Here is a 14,761-nt window from a genome sequence, read left to right as displayed (position 1 = left end):
TCCTACGAGTGGGGCCGGCGGCCTCGCGGCGATCATACACCAGAGCCGTCTCGGGGCTTTTTGTCCGCAGCATCGTGGATTGGCTCCTCGAGCCTCAACTCCTCGTCGATCAGGAAATCCGGGGCGCGGATCTCGGCGAGGGTCGGCAGCTCGTTGAGGGAGCGCAGGCCGAAGTAATCCAGGAACTTGCGGGTGGTGGCGAAGAGTGCGGGCCGACCGGGGACGTCGCGATGACCGACCACGCGGATCCACTCGCGCTCGGTCAGGGTCTTGACGATCTGGGTGCTCACGGCGACCCCGCGGATATCCTCGATTTCGCCGCGCGTGATCGGCTGGCGATAGGCGATCAGCGAGAGTGTTTCGAGCAGGGCGCGCGAGTAGCGCGGCGGACGCTCGTCCCACAGGCGTGCGACCCAGGGGGCGATGCTCGCGCGCACCTGCGTGCGCCAACCGCCGGCGACCTCGACGATCTCCAGACCGCGCTCGGCATAGTCCTCCTGCAGCGCAACGATCGCCGCAAGCAGCTCCGCACGCGACGGACGCTCGTCGTCCAGAAAGAGCGCAAGAAGCTGATCCAGGGTCAGTGGTCCGCCCGCGGCGACCAGCGCGGCCTCGACGATCTGTTTAAGCAAGCGCGGCCTCGTCGAGGATCTCGCCCGCCGCGGTCTCGCGCAGACGCACATGGATGGGCGCGAACGGCTCGGCCTGGACCAGCTCCAAGGTCGCCGCCTTGATCAGCTCCAAGAGGGCGAGAAAGCTCACAACGACGCCCGCGCGCCCCTCGGTGACGTCGAACAGATCCGTGAAGGCGAGAAATCCGCCATCGCTCAGGCGCTCGAGCACCCACGACATCCGTTCGCGCAACGACAAGGATTCGCGCTCGACCCGGTGGCGGGTGAAGAGATCCGCACGCGCCATGACGTCGCGCATCGCGAGGAGCAGCTCGCGGAAATCCACATCCGGCGGGACGCGCTGAACATGGCCCGGCGGCACCTCGACGCGGACGGAAAAGACGTCGCGCTCGAGCCTGGGCAGTGCATCCAGATCCTGCGCCGCCTGCTTGAACCGCTCGTACTCCTGGAGCCGACGCACCAGCTCGGCACGCGGATCCGCGCCCTCCTCCTCCGCGGCCTGCACACGCGGCAGGAGCATGCGGGATTTGATCTCGGCCAGCATCGCGGCCATCACCAGATACTCCGCCGCCAGCTCCAGGCGCAGCTCGGTCATGAGGTCGACGTATTCGATGTACTGGGCGGTGATGGCCGCAATCGGGATATCCAGGATGTCGAGATTCTGTCGCTTGATCAGATAAAGCAACAGATCCAGCGGCCCCTCGAAGGCATCCAGAAAGATCTCGAGCGCATCCGGGGGGATGTAAAGGTCCACGGGCAAGGTCATGAAGGGCAAGCCCCGCACCATGGCGAAGGGCGCCGCCTCGAGCGGCATCTCCTGCTGTTGTCCCGACGGCGGCTGCCGGCCTGCGTCCTCGTCCGCCATACTCAAATCCCAAAAAAGTGAAGCGTCCATCCAGGTGTTCACCTTGATGAACCGGGCACGGTTTAGCTCATCACCAGTGACATGGCGTGCCGAACCTCTTCAAGCGTCTCGTGCGCGACATCGCGTGCACGTTCGCAGCCCTCGTTGATGACGTTGCGCAGCAGCTCCGGCTGAGCGGCAAATTCCCGGGCGCGTTGCTGCATCGGCATCAGCTCGGCGAGCACCCCGTCGATCACCGGCTGCTTGCATTCGAGACAGCCGATGCCGGCCGAGCGGCAGCCCTGCTGCACCCAATCGCGCACCTGATCGTTCGAATAGACCAGGTGGAATTGCCAGACCGGACACTTTTCCGGATCGCCCGGATCGGTTCGGCGCACCCGCGCCGGGTCGGTCGGCATGGTCCGCAGGGCCTTCTCGACCACTGCGGGATCGTCGCGCAGGGCGATGGTGTTGCCGTAGGACTTGGACATCTTCTGCCCGTCCAGCCCCGGCATCTTGGATGCTTTCGTCAGCAGCGGCGTCGGCTCGGGCAGGATGACGCGACCGCCGCCTTCCAGATAGCCGAGCAGCCGTTCGCGATCGGCCAGGGTAATGTTGGCCTGTCCTTCCAGGAGGGCATGGGCAACGCTCAGCGCCTCTTGATCGCCTTTCTCCTGATAGCGGCGCCGCAGCCCATCGAACAGCTTGGCGTTCTTCTTGCCCATCTTGCGCTTGGCCTCTTCCGCCTTCTCCTCGAAGCCGGACTCGCGACCGTAGATGTGATTGAAGCGCCGCGCGACCTCGCGCGTCAGCTCGACATGGGCGACCTGATCCTCGCCGACCGGGACCTGCCCGGCCTTGTACATGAGGATGTCCGCGCTCTGGAGCAGCGGATAGCCGAGAAAACCGTAGGTCGCGAGATCCCGCTCCTTGAGCTTCTCCTGTTGGTCCTTGTAGCTCGGCACGCGCTCGAGCCAACCCAGGGGCGTAATCATGGAGAGCAGCAGATGCAGCTCGGCGTGCTCCGGGACGCGCGACTGGATGAAGAGTGTCGCCGAGCCCGGATTGATCCCGGCGGCCAACCAGTCGATCACCATCTCGCGGGTGCTCGTCGGGATGATCGATGGATCCTCGTAGTGCGTCGTCAAGGCATGCCAATCGGCGACGAAGAAGAAACACTCGTATTCGTGCTGCAGCTCCAGCCAGTTCTTCAGGACGCCGTGATAGTGTCCCAAGTGGAGACGGCCCGTGGGACGCATCCCGGAGAGGACGCGCGAGTGGTGTGCGGAGACGGAAGTCAAGGTTTGGCAGCCTCGTAATCAGACGAAGAAGAGCTCTCTCACGATCGCCGAGCCGGGGAGCAGGCCCACGGTGCCGATCACGATCGGAAGCAGGACGGCACCCAAGAGCCCGGTGATCAACAACGCCAGCAGGAGGATCAGGCCGAAGGGTTCCAGCCGCGAGAACTGCAGCGCTACCTTCGGCGGCAGCACGGCGTTGAGCACGCGCCCGCCGTCGAGCGGCAGCAGCGGGACCAGATTCAGAACCATCAAAAACACGTTGATCAGGATCCCGGCGGCGCCCATGTAAATCAAAGGAAGTGCGATCCATTGGCTGGACGGCAACAGCAGCACACCCAGCTTGATCATGCCGCCCCAGAAGAGCGCCATCAGCAAGTTTGCGCCGGGACCCGCGACCGCCACCAAGGCCATGTCGCGACGCGGATGATGCAGGTTGCGCCAATCGACCGGCACGGGTTTCGCCCAGCCGAACAGAAATCCCACAAGGAAAAAGGTGGCGATCGGGACGACGATGGTTCCGATCGGATCAATATGCTTGATGGGGTTGAAGGTGACGCGACCGAGCATCAGCGCAGTGCGATCGCCGAGCTTGCTCGCGACCCAGCCGTGCGCGGCCTCGTGAACCGTGATGGCGAACAACACCGGGATGACGAGGACGGCGAGCAGTTGATAGGGATTCAGGGCTTCCATCGCGGCATTATATACCGAGCGCACCTGGGTTCTTCGCCGCATTCATTGCACGCCTCGCGCGCGCTCGGAAATCCCACCGCGCGTCGGTGCCGTGGGTCATTCCTCGAACAAGCTCGCGTCACCCTTGCCGAGGCGCAAGAGACTCGGCGGCTCCGCGGTCATATCGACCACGGTGGTCGGCTCGAGTCCGCAGAACCCCCCGTCGATGATGAGATCGACCTGCTTATCGAGCAGCTCGCGCATCTCCTCGGGATCGGTCAGGGGTCGATCGTCGCCCGGCATGATCAGCGTGGTGCTGAGGATCGGCTGGTCGAGCTCGCCGAGCAGTGCACGGCAGATCTCGTTGTCGGGCACCCGGATGCCGATCGCCTTGCGCTTGGGATGCAGCAGCCGCCGCGGGACCTGCTTGGTCGCTTCGTGGATGAAGGTGTAGGGGCCGGGCGTCAGACTCTTGAGCAACCGAAACGCCTGGTTGTCGATCTTCGCATAGGTCGTGATCTCGGACAGATCGCGGCAGACCAGGGTGAAGTTGTGCTTATCGTCAAGTTTGCGGATACGGCGGATCCGCTCCATGGCGGACTTCTCCCCGATCTGGCAGCCGAGCGCGTAGGAGGAGTCTGTGGGATAGAGGATGACGCCGCCCTCCAACAGGATCTCGACCGTGCGGCGAATCAGACGCGTCTGCGGGTTCGCGGGATGGATCTGAAAAAACTGCGCCATGGCTCGAGATCAACCGACAGCGACTCGACGAGGACTCGGTTCCTCGTCGATCTCGGGCCAGTCGTGCCAGATCGGCGTACAGGCGGGCGGCAGGGCGGGCAGACGCCCCAGATCGATCCAGGGATTTTCAGGACCGTGGTAGTCGGAACCGGCGGAGGCAAGCATGCGCTGGTCGCGCGCAAGGCAACCGAAATTGAAGACCTCGTCCCGGCTGTGGCTCCCGGAGACCACCTCCAGACCCACTCCGCCGTACTCGCGAAACTCGCCGAGCAGCTTGAGCAGGCGGGTGCGCGTGAGCTTGTAGCGCGCCGGATGTGCGATGACGGCCTGACCGCCCGCGCCCGTGATCCAACGGGTTGCCTCCTCGAGTGTCGCCCATTCGCCGCTGACATGACCGGGCTTGCCGTTGACCAAATAGCGGTTGAAGACATCGCGCAGATCAAGCGCATGGCTCTTCGCAACCAGGAAGCGGGCGAAATGGGTGCGCCCGATAAGACGACCGTTCGAGAAGGCCTTCGCGCCCTCGTAAGCGCCCTCGATGCCCTGTTTGGCCAGACGGCGCCCGATCTCCTCGGCACGCCAGCCGCGATAGGCGAGCAGCCGGCTCAGTCCCGCCTGAAGCGCGACATTCTCGGGATCGACATTGAGACCCACGACATGCACGGTGCGACCGCCCCAGGTCACCGAGATCTCGACCCCGGGGACAAGCCGAAGACCGAGCACGTCGGCCGCTGCTCGTGCCTCGGCCAGGCCCTCGGTAGTATCGTGATCGGTGAGAGCGATGACCCGCACACCGGACGCAAACGCGCGCTGCATCAACGCATCGGGGGTCAAGGTGCCGTCGGAGGCGGTTGAATGGCTGTGAAGATCGGGGCTTTTGGTCATTGCGCTAGTCTAACTGATCCGCTAAATGCGTGCCTCGGGCCGACGAGAGGCCGCGTGCGAGACGGGGATGGTCACGCTTGCTATATTCCAGGTATGGGGGTCGGAGTCCGCTTGCAACGGACGATGCCGCGCCGCTCCGGGATGCAGGCCGGAGCGGTCGATCCGACCTCGGTTTCTCCATATTGCCAGGATGATCAGCCCATGCTTCCGATGGTCGACCTCAGCGATATCGCGGACGAGCTCACCCGACTCGGCGACGAGATCCAGCGCGCCTTCGACGACTCGGAGCAGACGGTCGAGCCCGCCCCGCAGGTGCCGCTGAACGGATTTGCGCAGCTGCTCGACACCGTTCGAGCAAGCGAGGCCGCATCGCGTGGCGAAGCGGCGCAGTCATTGCGCGCAGCGACCGGCGTGGAGCCCGACGCGCTGCTCGACCACGGCATCGGTCTGCTGCGCCAACTCGCCGTGGTCGCGCGTCGCCTGAATCTAGCGTCGCAGGCGCAAGCCGTCGAGGTCCTCGCTGTCCCTTTCGCGTGCTGGATGCTGCGCCGGGGCTGTGAGCTGCACCACCCCGAGGATGTGGTCAATGCCTTGGCCACCCTCGCAAACCACTTGAAACAACCTGATGAATTGGCCGAGCTCTATGGCCTGATGGGCGAGATTGCAGAGGGCATCGGGGCCGACCGCATCCAAGGCATGGACCCGACCGACCCGACCGATCCCTGGCTCGTGCTCCTGATGAACCGCGGGGTCGTCGCCACGCGCAGCCATCAGCCTGCCCTGATGGTCGAGGCGTTCGACGCCATCGGCGAGCAACTGCCCGAACATGCCCCCCACTTCTTCCGCGAGGGCATGGGGCAAATGGAGGCGCTGAACTACCCCGCGCACGTCCGCGAGGTGATGCAGCGTTATTTCGACACATGGTGCAGCGGTCAGCGCCTACACTGAATCCGCGCTGAACCGCACTGAACCGCGTCGGCGGTCCCTGCATCCTTTCGAGCAACCTTTCGGCGTAGCGCATTCCAGCGCCGCCGGTGGAGACGCGGTTCAGGAATATCTTTTTTTCTATTTCCTAAATTCTATTTCCTATCTTCTAAACCGCGTCCAGTGCCGACTGTCGGGAACCGCTCCGACCTATCGCCACATCGCAACATCGCGGACAACTCCGGGGCGCGGTTTAGCTGATGAGGTGTTTTTGGAGCCGATACAACAGCGTATCCCGGGTCAACCCGAGCAGACGCGCGGCCCGACTCTTGTTCCCGCCGGCCAGCGAGAGGGCTTGGCGGATCAGCTCCGCCTCCAGGTCGTTGAGATCGATCCCGTGCGGCGGGAGCGAGAAACCGATGTCCTTCTCCGACTGCGGCGCCCCCCGCACCACCTCACCGGGCAGGTTCTCGGGACCCACCGCGGTGCCGGGCAGGAGGATCACGAGACGCTCGCACAGGTTGGCAAGCTCGCGCAGATTGCCCGGCCATGTGTAACGGCGCAGCAGGCGCTCCGCACCGGACGTCAGCGAGGGCGGATCGAGCCCATGTCGCGCCGCCGCCGTCGCGATGAAGTGCTGCGTCAGCGCCGGGATATCGAGTGCGCGTTCACGCAAGGGCGGCACCTCGAGCGGAACGACACAGAGTCGCAGATACAGATCGCGCCGAAACGCCCCCTGCTGGACCTGCCGATCGAGGTCCAAGGCCGATGCGGCGATGATCCTCAGACCGGAGCCGGAGCGAGATCCGTCGCGGGCGGTATCCTGCGCAACGATCTGGTGCAGCAGTCGCGCCTGATCCGCCGCATTCAGCTCGCCGACCTCGTCCAGATAGAGGGTTGCGGGACCCTCCTGCACAAGCGCCGACAAGCAGCGGTCGAGCGCGTCGGGCGGTGCCCCGGTGCAGGCGAGCACGCCGAACCGGCCATCACGACGTGCGCTGCACGCATGGATCTCGCGCGCCAGGGTCTCTTTTCCGGTGCCGGGCTCGCCCAGCAACAAGACACTCACGTCGGTCGCGGCAACCATCGACAGGGCATTGCGGAGTCGGCTAAAGGCGGGAGATCGGCCAATCAGAGTCGTCATGACACCCCATCCGAAATCGTTTGCATTGTGCTCGTGTAGGTTCGACTGCGCTCGCGACGCCCTCTCGGGCACATCCGGCTCTATCCGTTGACGATGAAGGTCAAGAGCCCAAGCAGGATCACGCCGAGACCGGCCATGGCCTGAAAGCGTCGATCCTGCCCGAGCCGAAAGAGCTGTCCGGCAAAGAGCCCCCCCAGGACCAAGATCGGCAAGGTTCCCGCACCGAACAGGGCCATGTAGAGTGCCCCGGCCAGGATGCTGCCTTGCGCGGGCGCGCTCAGAAGCATGCTGTAGACCAGCCCGCAAGGCAACCACCCCCAGACCATACCGAACAAGACCGAGCGCGGCAGCGTGGTCACCGGCAACAGGCGTCGCCCGAGCGGCTCGAGCCGGCGCCACAGGGGCATGCCCAGGTGCTCGATCCTCGCGAAACGGGGAAACCAACCCCCGATATAGAGCCCGATGCCGATCATGATGCCGGCGGCCAGCCAACGCACGCCTTCGAAGAGCCAAGGTGAGGCACCCGAGCCGAGCAGCACCGCCCCGAATGCACCCGAAATGGCCCCGGCCAAGGCATAGCTGGCGATTCGGCCCAGGTTGAAGGCCAGCACGAACAGACCGAGCCGTTTGCGATCGTTGCGCGTCTCGGGCGGCAGCGAGTAGCTCAAGGCACCGCTGATCCCGCCGCACATGCCGATACAATGCAGGGCACTGAGCAGCCCGACGACGAATGCGAGCACGTAAGCGGAGCCCGTCATCACGCGGAAAACCGTCCGACCCGATCGCCCGTCATCCTCCCCGACTCCTTCGCAACACTGCTCGCCGGGATCGCATCCCGACCCGAGGCCAGGCTAATCGGAAGATTCACCGCCCGCGATGACATCGATCAGGCACCCATCGCCTTGTACTGGAGATTTATCGCCCGAACACCTTATATTGTCGATTCAGTGTCGACTGAAATACTGAAATAACGAGGACGGGACTCATGGCATCACTGAACCTGGACCACATCCGGCCCCTGCAGGAACAGCTCAACGCACATCCGATCTACGGCGCCATCGAGCGCATCGAGGACCTCCAGGTCTTCATGAGTCACCATATCTTCTCGGTCTGGGACTTCATGTCCTTGATCAAGTACCTGCAGGCCAGGATCGCACCCGTCGCGGTACCCTGGATTCCGCATGGGGACGCGGGTGTGCGCTACTTCATCAACCAGTTGGTCCTCGAAGAGGAGTCCGACAGCCTGCCGACGGCGGGCGGCGGCGTGGAGTACGCCAGCCATTTCGAGCTGTACTGTCGCGCCATGACCGAGGTCGGCGCCGACGGCGAGATGCCGAGACGTTTCCTCGATCTGGTCGCCGAGCAGGGTGTCGACAAGGCACTTTACGCATCGATGGTCCCGCTGCCGTCGCGCTATTTCTCCGAGACCACCTTCTGCTTCATCCGCGAGGACAAGCCGCATCTGGTCGCGGCCGCGCTGGCCCTCGGACGCGAAAAACTGATCCCCGGCATGTTTCGGCAGTTCCTCGAGCAGATGCAGATCACCGAGGCGCAGGCACCCGTCTTCCACCATTACCTGAATCGGCATATCCACCTCGACGAGGACTTCCACGGCCCCCTGTCGATGAAGCTCCTCGAGCAGCTGTGCGGCGACGACCCGAAACGGCTCGACGAGGCCGAAACCGCCGCCGAAGAGGCCATCTGCGCCCGCATCCGGTTTTGGGACGGCGTGCTGGAGGCGATCCAGGCGAGCCGCGGGGGATGACGAGCGGATCCACGGGCGGGTGACAAACGTCTTGTATCGATACGTGTCGCCACCACACTCTATTGGAGTTCTCAATCCTAACCACACAACATCCCGGAGCCGTACCCATGACCGAAGCACTGAGCGTTCCCTTGGACAACGAAGGTTTTCTCCTCAACCGCGAAGACTGGAGCGAAGAGGTCGCCGTCGAGCTGGCCAAGGCGGACGACTTCGAGATGACCGATCAGGTCATGGACTTCATCCGCGAGGCACGAGCCATGTACGAGTCCGACGGCGTCGTCCCGCCGATCCGCATCTTCGCCAAGAAGCAGAAGGTCTCGACCAAAGACCTCTACGACATCTTCAGGAAAGGGCCGATGAAGCTGATCTGCAAGTGGGGTGGACTGCCGAAGCCGACCGGATGCGTTTAAAGCGCGCCCTCGTCGACATCTGAACCGGCCTGCCGGATTCGTCGGCAACGCAATGCGAAATGCCGTGCGGGACGCGCTTTAAGGTGATTTTCGGTAAAGGATCGACCAACGTGTAGGGGCGAATTCATTCGCCCCTACACTCCCAACAGGTCTTCCGGGCATGCGCAGTGACCGTAGGTCGTGCTGACGACAGGAAGCACAACTTGCGCCGACGGTTGGTTGTGCCTCGCACGGCTCGGCACAACCTCCGACTCTGGCAGAAGGGTTTCCGGAATTCGCCTAAGCGCTCATGGCAAGGCGCAGATCCCCTTCGGCATCATTCCCGCTCAAACGTAGATCGAATCGCTCCTGCAGGATCGCAAAGACGTTCGGCGAGACGAAGGCCGGTGCGTTCGGGCCCAGGGTGATCCCCTTCACGCCGAGGCTCAGCAAGGTCAGCAGCACGGCAACCGCCTTCTGCTCGAACCAACTGATGACCAGGGTCAGCGGCAGCTCGTTGACGCTGCACTCGAATGCCTCGGCCAAGGCGGAGGCGACCGCGATGGCGCCGTAGGCGTCGTTGCACTGCCCCATGTCCATCAGACGCGGGAAGCCGAGGTGCTCGCCGTAGTCGTGATCGCGGATTCGGTACTTGCCGCAGCCCAAGGTCAGAATGAACGAGTCATCCGGCGTGCCCTGCGCATAGTCGCTGAAATAGTTGCGGCCCGGATCCGCCCCGTCGCATCCGCCGATCACGAAGAAGCGGCTGATCTGCCCCGCCTTCACCGCATCGACGATCGTCTGTGCATGATCCAAGAGCACCGTGCGATGAAAACCGACGGTCGACTCGCCCGTCACCCGCTCCTCGCAGGGCTCGCAACGCATGGCCTCGGCGATCACCTCGGAATAATCCCCGCCGAGCACCCGCTGGCCATCGGGAACTGCCGTCCCGCGGGTCGTGAAGAGCCGACCCTTGTAGCTCTGAGGCGGGATCAGAACACAGTTGGTCGTCGCCACCACCGGACCCGGGAAGGCCGCAAACTCGCGCTTCTGGTTCTGCCAAGCCCCGCCGTAATGCCCGACCAGGTTCGGGTGGTTCTGAAAGAAGGGATACATGTGCGCGGGCAGCATCTCGCCGTGCGTGTAGACCTTGATGTCGGTCCCTTCGACCTGCCCGAGCAGATCCCGCAGGTCCGCCAGATCATGACCGGTCACCAGGATGCCCCGGCCCGCTTGCGTCCCCTCCTTCACCTTGATCGGTGCCGGCTTGCCGAACGCCTCGACATGGCCTTCGTCGAGCATCTGCATCACGCGCAGATTCATCCGTCCGCATTCCAGACAGAATTCAAGGAGACTCTTGACGTCGAAATTGACGTTGGTCATGGTCGCAAAGAGCGCCTCCTCGATGAAGGCCGACACCCGCTCGTCGGACTTGCCCAAACGCCGCGCGTGATGCGCATAAGCAGCCATCCCTTTCAGGCCGTAGAGCAGCATCTCCTGCAGGGACTGGACATCGGCGTCCTTGCCGCACATCCCGGGGGAGGTGACGCAGCCGGTCTTATGGTAGGTCTGTTCGCATTGGTTGCAGTGCATGTGGGCCTCTGAATCGGATCGGGATCAAGGTGCCCTTGTCGCTCCCACGGATCGGTGGTGTCGATCGTTGGGGTCGATGAAGGGGCGCTCAGTCTGGCGAGGGCACACCGGGGTATCCTTGACTTAGATCAAAACGGGTGGACCCAAGGAGCCCCGGGCACGGACTGGCCACCATCACGATCGGGTTGATGCTCGCGGCGTCGATGCCGTGGGCAAGACAGCCAGCTTCAACCTGGATCGACCGCCCTCCTGGGCTTCGGCCTGGCGAGCGTCCTGCTGCTGTTCTGGAAGCGCATCAACCCCGCCATCCTCATCCTGGCCTGCGGGGCGATCGGCTGGTTTGTGCTGCGCTGAGTGGATTTGCGGAAAATTCGATCCCGGTCGCTTGTGCTGACGATCGGTGACGATCCGGAAACAAGGCGACTACCTTGATCAACGGTAGGATGGGTAGAGCGACAGCGAAACCCATCCTCCAAACCACCGCGTTGCCGGGTTTCGGTCCGATGCCCTTGTCGAGGGCTGACGATCGTTGTCGTTGTCGTTGTCGTATTCGTGTTCGTCCGGAATCCGATTACGACAACGACAACGAGTAGAGCCCTCGACCACTTGTTCGCTCGTGACATCCGCTCTGCGGTGTCACGCATGCCCCGCGGCGCTCTGCGCCAGGTGCCACGATGGCCGGACATCGCGGACCGGTGTCAGCACCGCGCACTCGCTATCCCGTGTCGCTGCAGAGGCGTTTCGGCGGGGACAACTCGCAGCGTGCCGCGATCCGCGCCTTCGCGAACCGACTGCGCGCCGGTGCGAGCCCAGCGCCCGTCAGCTTCACTGCGCATTCCCGACTCAGCCGGATCGTTCCACGAGCGACGCGGTTGCCGTGTCGTAGAGGTACTGCGTGATGGTCCCGTCCCGGATCTTCTCCACAGCCTCGTCGATCACATGCAGCGGGACAAGGAACCATTCGCGGGGGACCAATCTGAAAGACTGGTTGCGCGACTACATCGAGGCCGCCGGGATCGGGGAAGAGCTGGCCGACACCGATCCGCTCGGTCTGCCCAGATCGCTCAAAAACCGTGGTCTGTCCCTGGTATTGCCCGCATCCAACCCGCGCCAATGGCAAGAGACCAAAATCCGGCAATGCGGCGGTTTGGAGGATGGGTTTCGCTGACGCTCTACCCATCCTACGCCTGATGCGCGAGATGCAGGAAGAGCATCGGGGTCGTTCGTGGAGGCGGTCAATCAGAATGGCGGCTTCGGCACCTGGTCCTGGGCAGTGGCCGATCAGGCGTCGGGGATACCGGATGTACTGAGCAGGCACGGGACGACGGGAGACGAACGGCCGCTGGGATAGTCGCTCAGACGCACTGGAGGTGTTCGCTGGGTAGGGCTTACGAGGAGCAGCGAGCCCCGAGGCACCGATGCATCAGGTGGAACGGGGAATCCCACCGTGGATGCCTCGGACGCCGCCGACGCTTCACCGAGCGAGGGGCGCGCGGCTCGGGGCAAAGTTACCGGCGTGGTTCCCGTAGTTACCGCTCCGTTTCGCGGGTTCGGCTGCTCAGGGAGCCCGAGGGCCGATCGGCGCGCCCGACGCTATTGGTCCGGGGATACTACCGGCCGCACGCCCGATAGAATTCAGCTTTCGTGACGCCCGCCTGACGCCGCATCGAGTCAATCAAGGTTTGCGAGAAGGGCGCCTTGGGGCAATCTACAGTTACCTTTCGACGCCCGTCCGGGGTGTCTTTGACCCAATGCTCGTGCGAGCCGCCGCGACCGGGTCTTGCGGTGAACCCGAGGACCTTCAGGGCGAGCTTGACCTCGGCACAGGTCAGAGGGGGATGGCGCCCACTCACCGCGCAAGGGTAAGCGGCAAGATCTCATGGAACGGCAGATGCGAACTTGGTGGACGACGCCGCAAGCGGTCGACGACGCTGAACCAGTAGAACCGCAGCCAGTATCGCCACGGCGCGCGACGGTTCAGCAAAGTCTCGGCATGGTCGCGGTCTTCGCCGGTTAGGGCGTCTTCGACATACTCGTTCAACATGATATCCAGGCGCCGACGCGCATCATCGAGACTGTCGCCTTGCGCGGCAAGATCGAAGTCCAAGCACACGGCAACCCACAGGTCGGGAGCTTCCCGTTCCGCAATGCAGCGGATGACCCATTTTGTCTTACGCATGACTGGCCCCAAACGAAGCGAAACACCTTAAACCGACAATATGGCGACGCAAGTCACCCGGAGTCAACAGCACACCCAGGCAGGTCGACCAACTCCGCAGCACCATGCCAGCGCGGTATGCCTTGACGCAAGCCGATATTCCGCAATTTTTGAAAATTAAACCGCGTCCCCCGCTAAGGGTCGTGGATTCACCAAACTTCGAACTCACTCGAAAGTGAGCATCTCGCACTGGGCGCGGTTTAACAGTGTTTTCAGATGCTTTTTATTCGTATACGGTTGCCGAATTACATAATGACAGTTATACGAAATTGCCACGTACACTGTATAACACGTATTGCACTACCATGGATGTTGGCTACGCTTTGGACTCGACCACACCTGAGAGGAAAGCGGATGCCCCCGAAACTGACGATCGCCCTACGGCTTGAAGCCGAGCAAAAGGCGAGGCTCGATCAGCGAGCTAAAGAGCTGAGAATGCAGACCGGCGATATGACGACCGTATCGGACATCATCCGTGCCGCGATCGACCAACACCTCGCAGACACGCCAGACAAGGCCATCGACGCACTGCTGAAGGTCTTCACACTCGGCGAGCTGGAGGAGGTGCTGCGCAACAAGAGAGGCTGAAGTAGGACGAAGCGGCACCCGGATCGGCTGGAACCCGACCCGAGCGCCTTACACAACCCACCTGGATCAGAGGTGAATCATGCACGCCGATAATACCGCGCGAGAGCGCATCCTGCTGCACTGGGAGCGGTCTATCTCCGACGCTCTATCCTCCCGTGACCAACGCGGTCTGCGGTCCCTGCAAGCCAGCATCGACGCGACCGCCAAGACCTTCACGGGCGCAGCCAAGACCCGAGCCCGTGCGACCATGGCCCGCTGCGTTGCGGCTCGCCGGACCCGAGCCGACGCGCCGAGACCGGATCGGCTCCGAGCCGTGCCGAGCCTTCAGGTACCAGAGAAATCGCGGTATGGGGCACCAAGCGAGACGTGACGCGAGTTTGTGCGGATCGCTGCAGGTACCAAATCAGGTACCACTGAAGGACGCGAAAGAGGCGAAAAGAGGTGATTGAGGCGAAACCAGGCTAACCTAAGTCTCTGAATTTTGGTGGCTACGCCCTGACTCGAACAGGGGACCCTCGCATTATGAGTGCGATGCTCTAACCAACTGAGCTACGTAGCCAAACAAGACGCGGAATCATACGTTTCGGGCTTGCTGGCGTCAACCTCCGAAAACTGACCCTCCGGTAGTTCTAAAGATTCGCCCGACGCGACTTGCGCGGATGGCGCTGCAGAGCGAGGCGAACGGCGCGGGGAGGATGGGTTTCGCTGTGCTCTACCCATCCTACGGCCACGGTGGTTGCGCGCTCGATCCGATTTGACCAACCGGCGGTCCGATCGACGCTTCCGTCGCTGTCTGCCGAGTCGGAGGTAATGAGGTGGCCATGGGGATCGTTCGCCGCCGAGGCGGGCGCGCGCTCCGCATCGGCCTCGCTCGGCGCAGAGCGCGCCCCCGTCTCGGCGAAGGGCTGACGTACACGTCGCTTTGCGTGTAGAATTGCCCTGCGATTTCAGAACACTCACGCTCAACTGCCCGGAGTCCTCTTCCGATGTAGGTATCACGCGCAAACCGAGTCTCCGGACTCTCGCCGTTGTTCAACGCGATGCCGCGCGCCTGATGCTTGCGTCTTC

The 14,761-nt window shown here is 63.3% G+C and carries 18 protein-coding genes and 1 tRNA gene; 6 read left to right on the top strand and 13 right to left on the bottom strand.

Going from position 1 to position 14,761, the window contains the following annotated elements:
- Positions 1-32: 32 nt before the first annotated feature.
- The 6 genes from scpB to KFB96_RS25920 form a co-directional block, all read right to left on the bottom strand.
- The gene (gene scpB / locus KFB96_RS25945; protein ID WP_213458339.1) at positions 33-683 is read right to left on the bottom strand and encodes an SMC-Scp complex subunit ScpB; all 651 of its coding nucleotides are present in this window, start codon (positions 681-683) and stop codon (positions 33-35) included.
- Positions 625-1,446: a ScpA family protein gene (locus KFB96_RS25940; RefSeq protein ID WP_213459743.1), complete on the bottom strand. Its 822-nt coding sequence runs from the start codon at positions 1,444-1,446 to the stop codon at positions 625-627. The genes scpB and KFB96_RS25940 overlap by 59 nt, the downstream gene beginning before the upstream one ends.
- 113 nt (positions 1,447-1,559) lie before the next feature.
- Positions 1,560-2,777, bottom strand: a complete 1,218-nt coding sequence (locus tag KFB96_RS25935) for a tryptophan--tRNA ligase (RefSeq protein WP_213458338.1) — start codon at positions 2,775-2,777, stop codon at positions 1,560-1,562.
- Positions 2,778-2,795: 18 nt separating this feature from the next.
- Positions 2,796-3,467, bottom strand: coding sequence for a site-2 protease family protein (locus KFB96_RS25930; RefSeq protein ID WP_213459741.1), 672 nt, complete (start codon positions 3,465-3,467; stop codon positions 2,796-2,798).
- A gap of 96 nt (positions 3,468-3,563) precedes the next feature.
- Positions 3,564-4,187, bottom strand: a complete 624-nt coding sequence (locus KFB96_RS25925; RefSeq protein WP_213458337.1) for an L-threonylcarbamoyladenylate synthase — start codon at positions 4,185-4,187, stop codon at positions 3,564-3,566.
- Positions 4,188-4,196: 9 nt separating this feature from the next.
- Positions 4,197-5,072 carry a PHP domain-containing protein gene (locus KFB96_RS25920; protein ID WP_213458336.1) on the bottom strand — a complete coding sequence of 292 codons (876 nt, stop codon included), beginning with the start codon at positions 5,070-5,072 and terminating at the stop codon, positions 4,197-4,199.
- A gap of 201 nt (positions 5,073-5,273) precedes the next feature.
- Between KFB96_RS25920 and KFB96_RS25915 the strand changes: the two genes are divergently transcribed.
- Positions 5,274-6,020 (top strand): hypothetical protein, encoded by a 747-nt coding sequence (locus tag KFB96_RS25915; RefSeq protein WP_213458335.1) that lies wholly within the window; start codon positions 5,274-5,276, stop codon positions 6,018-6,020.
- A 229-nt stretch (positions 6,021-6,249) separates the two neighbouring features.
- Here the strand turns inward: KFB96_RS25915 and KFB96_RS25910 are convergent, their stop codons facing one another.
- Together KFB96_RS25910 and KFB96_RS25905 are read right to left on the bottom strand one after the other, a co-directional pair.
- The gene (locus KFB96_RS25910; RefSeq protein WP_213458334.1) at positions 6,250-7,140 is read right to left on the bottom strand and encodes a sigma 54-interacting transcriptional regulator; all 891 of its coding nucleotides are present in this window, start codon (positions 7,138-7,140) and stop codon (positions 6,250-6,252) included.
- Positions 7,141-7,220: 80 nt separating this feature from the next.
- Positions 7,221-7,898, bottom strand: a complete 678-nt coding sequence (locus KFB96_RS25905; RefSeq protein WP_213458333.1) for a sulfite exporter TauE/SafE family protein — start codon at positions 7,896-7,898, stop codon at positions 7,221-7,223.
- A 227-nt stretch (positions 7,899-8,125) separates the two neighbouring features.
- On the opposite strand from KFB96_RS25905, the gene KFB96_RS25900 reads away from it, so the two are divergent.
- Both KFB96_RS25900 and KFB96_RS25895 read left to right on the top strand, forming a co-directional pair.
- Complete coding sequence (locus KFB96_RS25900) at positions 8,126-8,905, top strand: DUF3050 domain-containing protein (protein WP_213458332.1); 780 nt, start codon at positions 8,126-8,128, stop codon at positions 8,903-8,905.
- A gap of 107 nt (positions 8,906-9,012) precedes the next feature.
- Entirely contained in the window at positions 9,013-9,315 is a 303-nt protein-coding gene (locus tag KFB96_RS25895) for a TusE/DsrC/DsvC family sulfur relay protein (protein ID WP_213458331.1), read from the top strand.
- Between the two features lie 279 nt (positions 9,316-9,594).
- Here the strand turns inward: KFB96_RS25895 and hcp are convergent, their stop codons facing one another.
- Together hcp and KFB96_RS27325 are read right to left on the bottom strand one after the other, a co-directional pair.
- On the bottom strand, positions 9,595-10,887 hold the full coding sequence (gene hcp / locus KFB96_RS25890) for a hydroxylamine reductase (protein ID WP_213458330.1): 1,293 nt from the start codon (positions 10,885-10,887) through the stop codon (positions 9,595-9,597).
- Positions 10,888-11,730: 843 nt separating this feature from the next.
- Positions 11,731-11,862 carry a hypothetical protein gene (locus KFB96_RS27325; protein WP_300971185.1) on the bottom strand — a complete coding sequence of 44 codons (132 nt, stop codon included), beginning with the start codon at positions 11,860-11,862 and terminating at the stop codon, positions 11,731-11,733.
- A gap of 13 nt (positions 11,863-11,875) precedes the next feature.
- Between KFB96_RS27325 and KFB96_RS25885 the strand changes: the two genes are divergently transcribed.
- Positions 11,876-12,055 carry a hypothetical protein gene (locus tag KFB96_RS25885; RefSeq protein WP_213458329.1) on the top strand — a complete coding sequence of 60 codons (180 nt, stop codon included), beginning with the start codon at positions 11,876-11,878 and terminating at the stop codon, positions 12,053-12,055.
- 442 nt (positions 12,056-12,497) lie between these two features.
- Here KFB96_RS25885 and KFB96_RS25880 read toward each other — a convergent pair whose 3' ends face one another.
- Both KFB96_RS25880 and KFB96_RS25875 read right to left on the bottom strand, forming a co-directional pair.
- Positions 12,498-12,740 (bottom strand): type II toxin-antitoxin system HicA family toxin, encoded by a 243-nt coding sequence (locus KFB96_RS25880; protein WP_213458328.1) that lies wholly within the window; start codon positions 12,738-12,740, stop codon positions 12,498-12,500.
- Positions 12,737-13,066 (bottom strand): hypothetical protein, encoded by a 330-nt coding sequence (locus tag KFB96_RS25875; RefSeq protein ID WP_213458327.1) that lies wholly within the window; start codon positions 13,064-13,066, stop codon positions 12,737-12,739. Before KFB96_RS25875 ends, KFB96_RS25880 begins: the two co-directional genes overlap by 4 nt.
- Before the next feature lie 393 nt (positions 13,067-13,459).
- Between KFB96_RS25875 and KFB96_RS25870 the strand changes: the two genes are divergently transcribed.
- Complete coding sequence (locus KFB96_RS25870; protein WP_213458326.1) at positions 13,460-13,693, top strand: hypothetical protein; 234 nt, start codon at positions 13,460-13,462, stop codon at positions 13,691-13,693.
- A 79-nt stretch (positions 13,694-13,772) separates the two neighbouring features.
- Positions 13,773-14,063 (top strand): hypothetical protein, encoded by a 291-nt coding sequence (locus KFB96_RS25865; protein WP_213458325.1) that lies wholly within the window; start codon positions 13,773-13,775, stop codon positions 14,061-14,063.
- Between the two features lie 112 nt (positions 14,064-14,175).
- On the opposite strand, the gene KFB96_RS25860 is transcribed toward KFB96_RS25865, so the two are convergent.
- Positions 14,176-14,252: transfer RNA gene (locus tag KFB96_RS25860), tRNA-Met, on the bottom strand.
- Positions 14,253-14,761: the final 509 nt, after the last annotated feature.

Origin of the sequence: Thiocapsa sp., assembly GCF_018399035.1 — a bacterium.
Taxonomy (GTDB): Bacteria; Pseudomonadota; Gammaproteobacteria; order Chromatiales; family Chromatiaceae; genus Thiocapsa.
Note: the sequence above shows the minus strand (reverse complement) of the source record. Positions and strands in the feature narration are given on the sequence as shown.

Bases quoted from the DNA above. Each gene is read 5' to 3' on its own strand.
- scpB (WP_213458339.1), bottom strand. From the start codon at position 683: ATGTGCGTCTGCGCGAGACCGCGGCGGGCGAGATCCTCGACGAGGCCG.
- KFB96_RS25940 (WP_213459743.1), bottom strand. From the start codon at position 1,446: ATGCCGCTCGAGGCGGCGCCCTTCGCCATGGTGCGGGGCTTGCCCTTC.
- KFB96_RS25930 (WP_213459741.1), bottom strand. From the start codon at position 3,467: ATGGAAGCCCTGAATCCCTATCAACTGCTCGCCGTCCTCGTCATCCCG.
- KFB96_RS25925 (WP_213458337.1), bottom strand. From the start codon at position 4,187: ATGGCGCAGTTTTTTCAGATCCATCCCGCGAACCCGCAGACGCGTCTG.
- KFB96_RS25920 (WP_213458336.1), bottom strand. From the start codon at position 5,072: ATGACCAAAAGCCCCGATCTTCACAGCCATTCAACCGCCTCCGACGGC.
- KFB96_RS25915 (WP_213458335.1), top strand. From the start codon at position 5,274: ATGCTTCCGATGGTCGACCTCAGCGATATCGCGGACGAGCTCACCCGA.
- KFB96_RS25910 (WP_213458334.1), bottom strand. From the start codon at position 7,140: ATGACGACTCTGATTGGCCGATCTCCCGCCTTTAGCCGACTCCGCAAT.
- KFB96_RS25905 (WP_213458333.1), bottom strand. From the start codon at position 7,898: ATGACGGGCTCCGCTTACGTGCTCGCATTCGTCGTCGGGCTGCTCAGT.
- KFB96_RS25900 (WP_213458332.1), top strand. From the start codon at position 8,126: ATGGCATCACTGAACCTGGACCACATCCGGCCCCTGCAGGAACAGCTC.
- KFB96_RS25895 (WP_213458331.1), top strand. From the start codon at position 9,013: ATGACCGAAGCACTGAGCGTTCCCTTGGACAACGAAGGTTTTCTCCTC.
- hcp (WP_213458330.1), bottom strand. From the start codon at position 10,887: ATGCACTGCAACCAATGCGAACAGACCTACCATAAGACCGGCTGCGTC.
- KFB96_RS25875 (WP_213458327.1), bottom strand. From the start codon at position 13,066: ATGCGTAAGACAAAATGGGTCATCCGCTGCATTGCGGAACGGGAAGCT.
- KFB96_RS25870 (WP_213458326.1), top strand. From the start codon at position 13,460: ATGCCCCCGAAACTGACGATCGCCCTACGGCTTGAAGCCGAGCAAAAG.
- KFB96_RS25865 (WP_213458325.1), top strand. From the start codon at position 13,773: ATGCACGCCGATAATACCGCGCGAGAGCGCATCCTGCTGCACTGGGAG.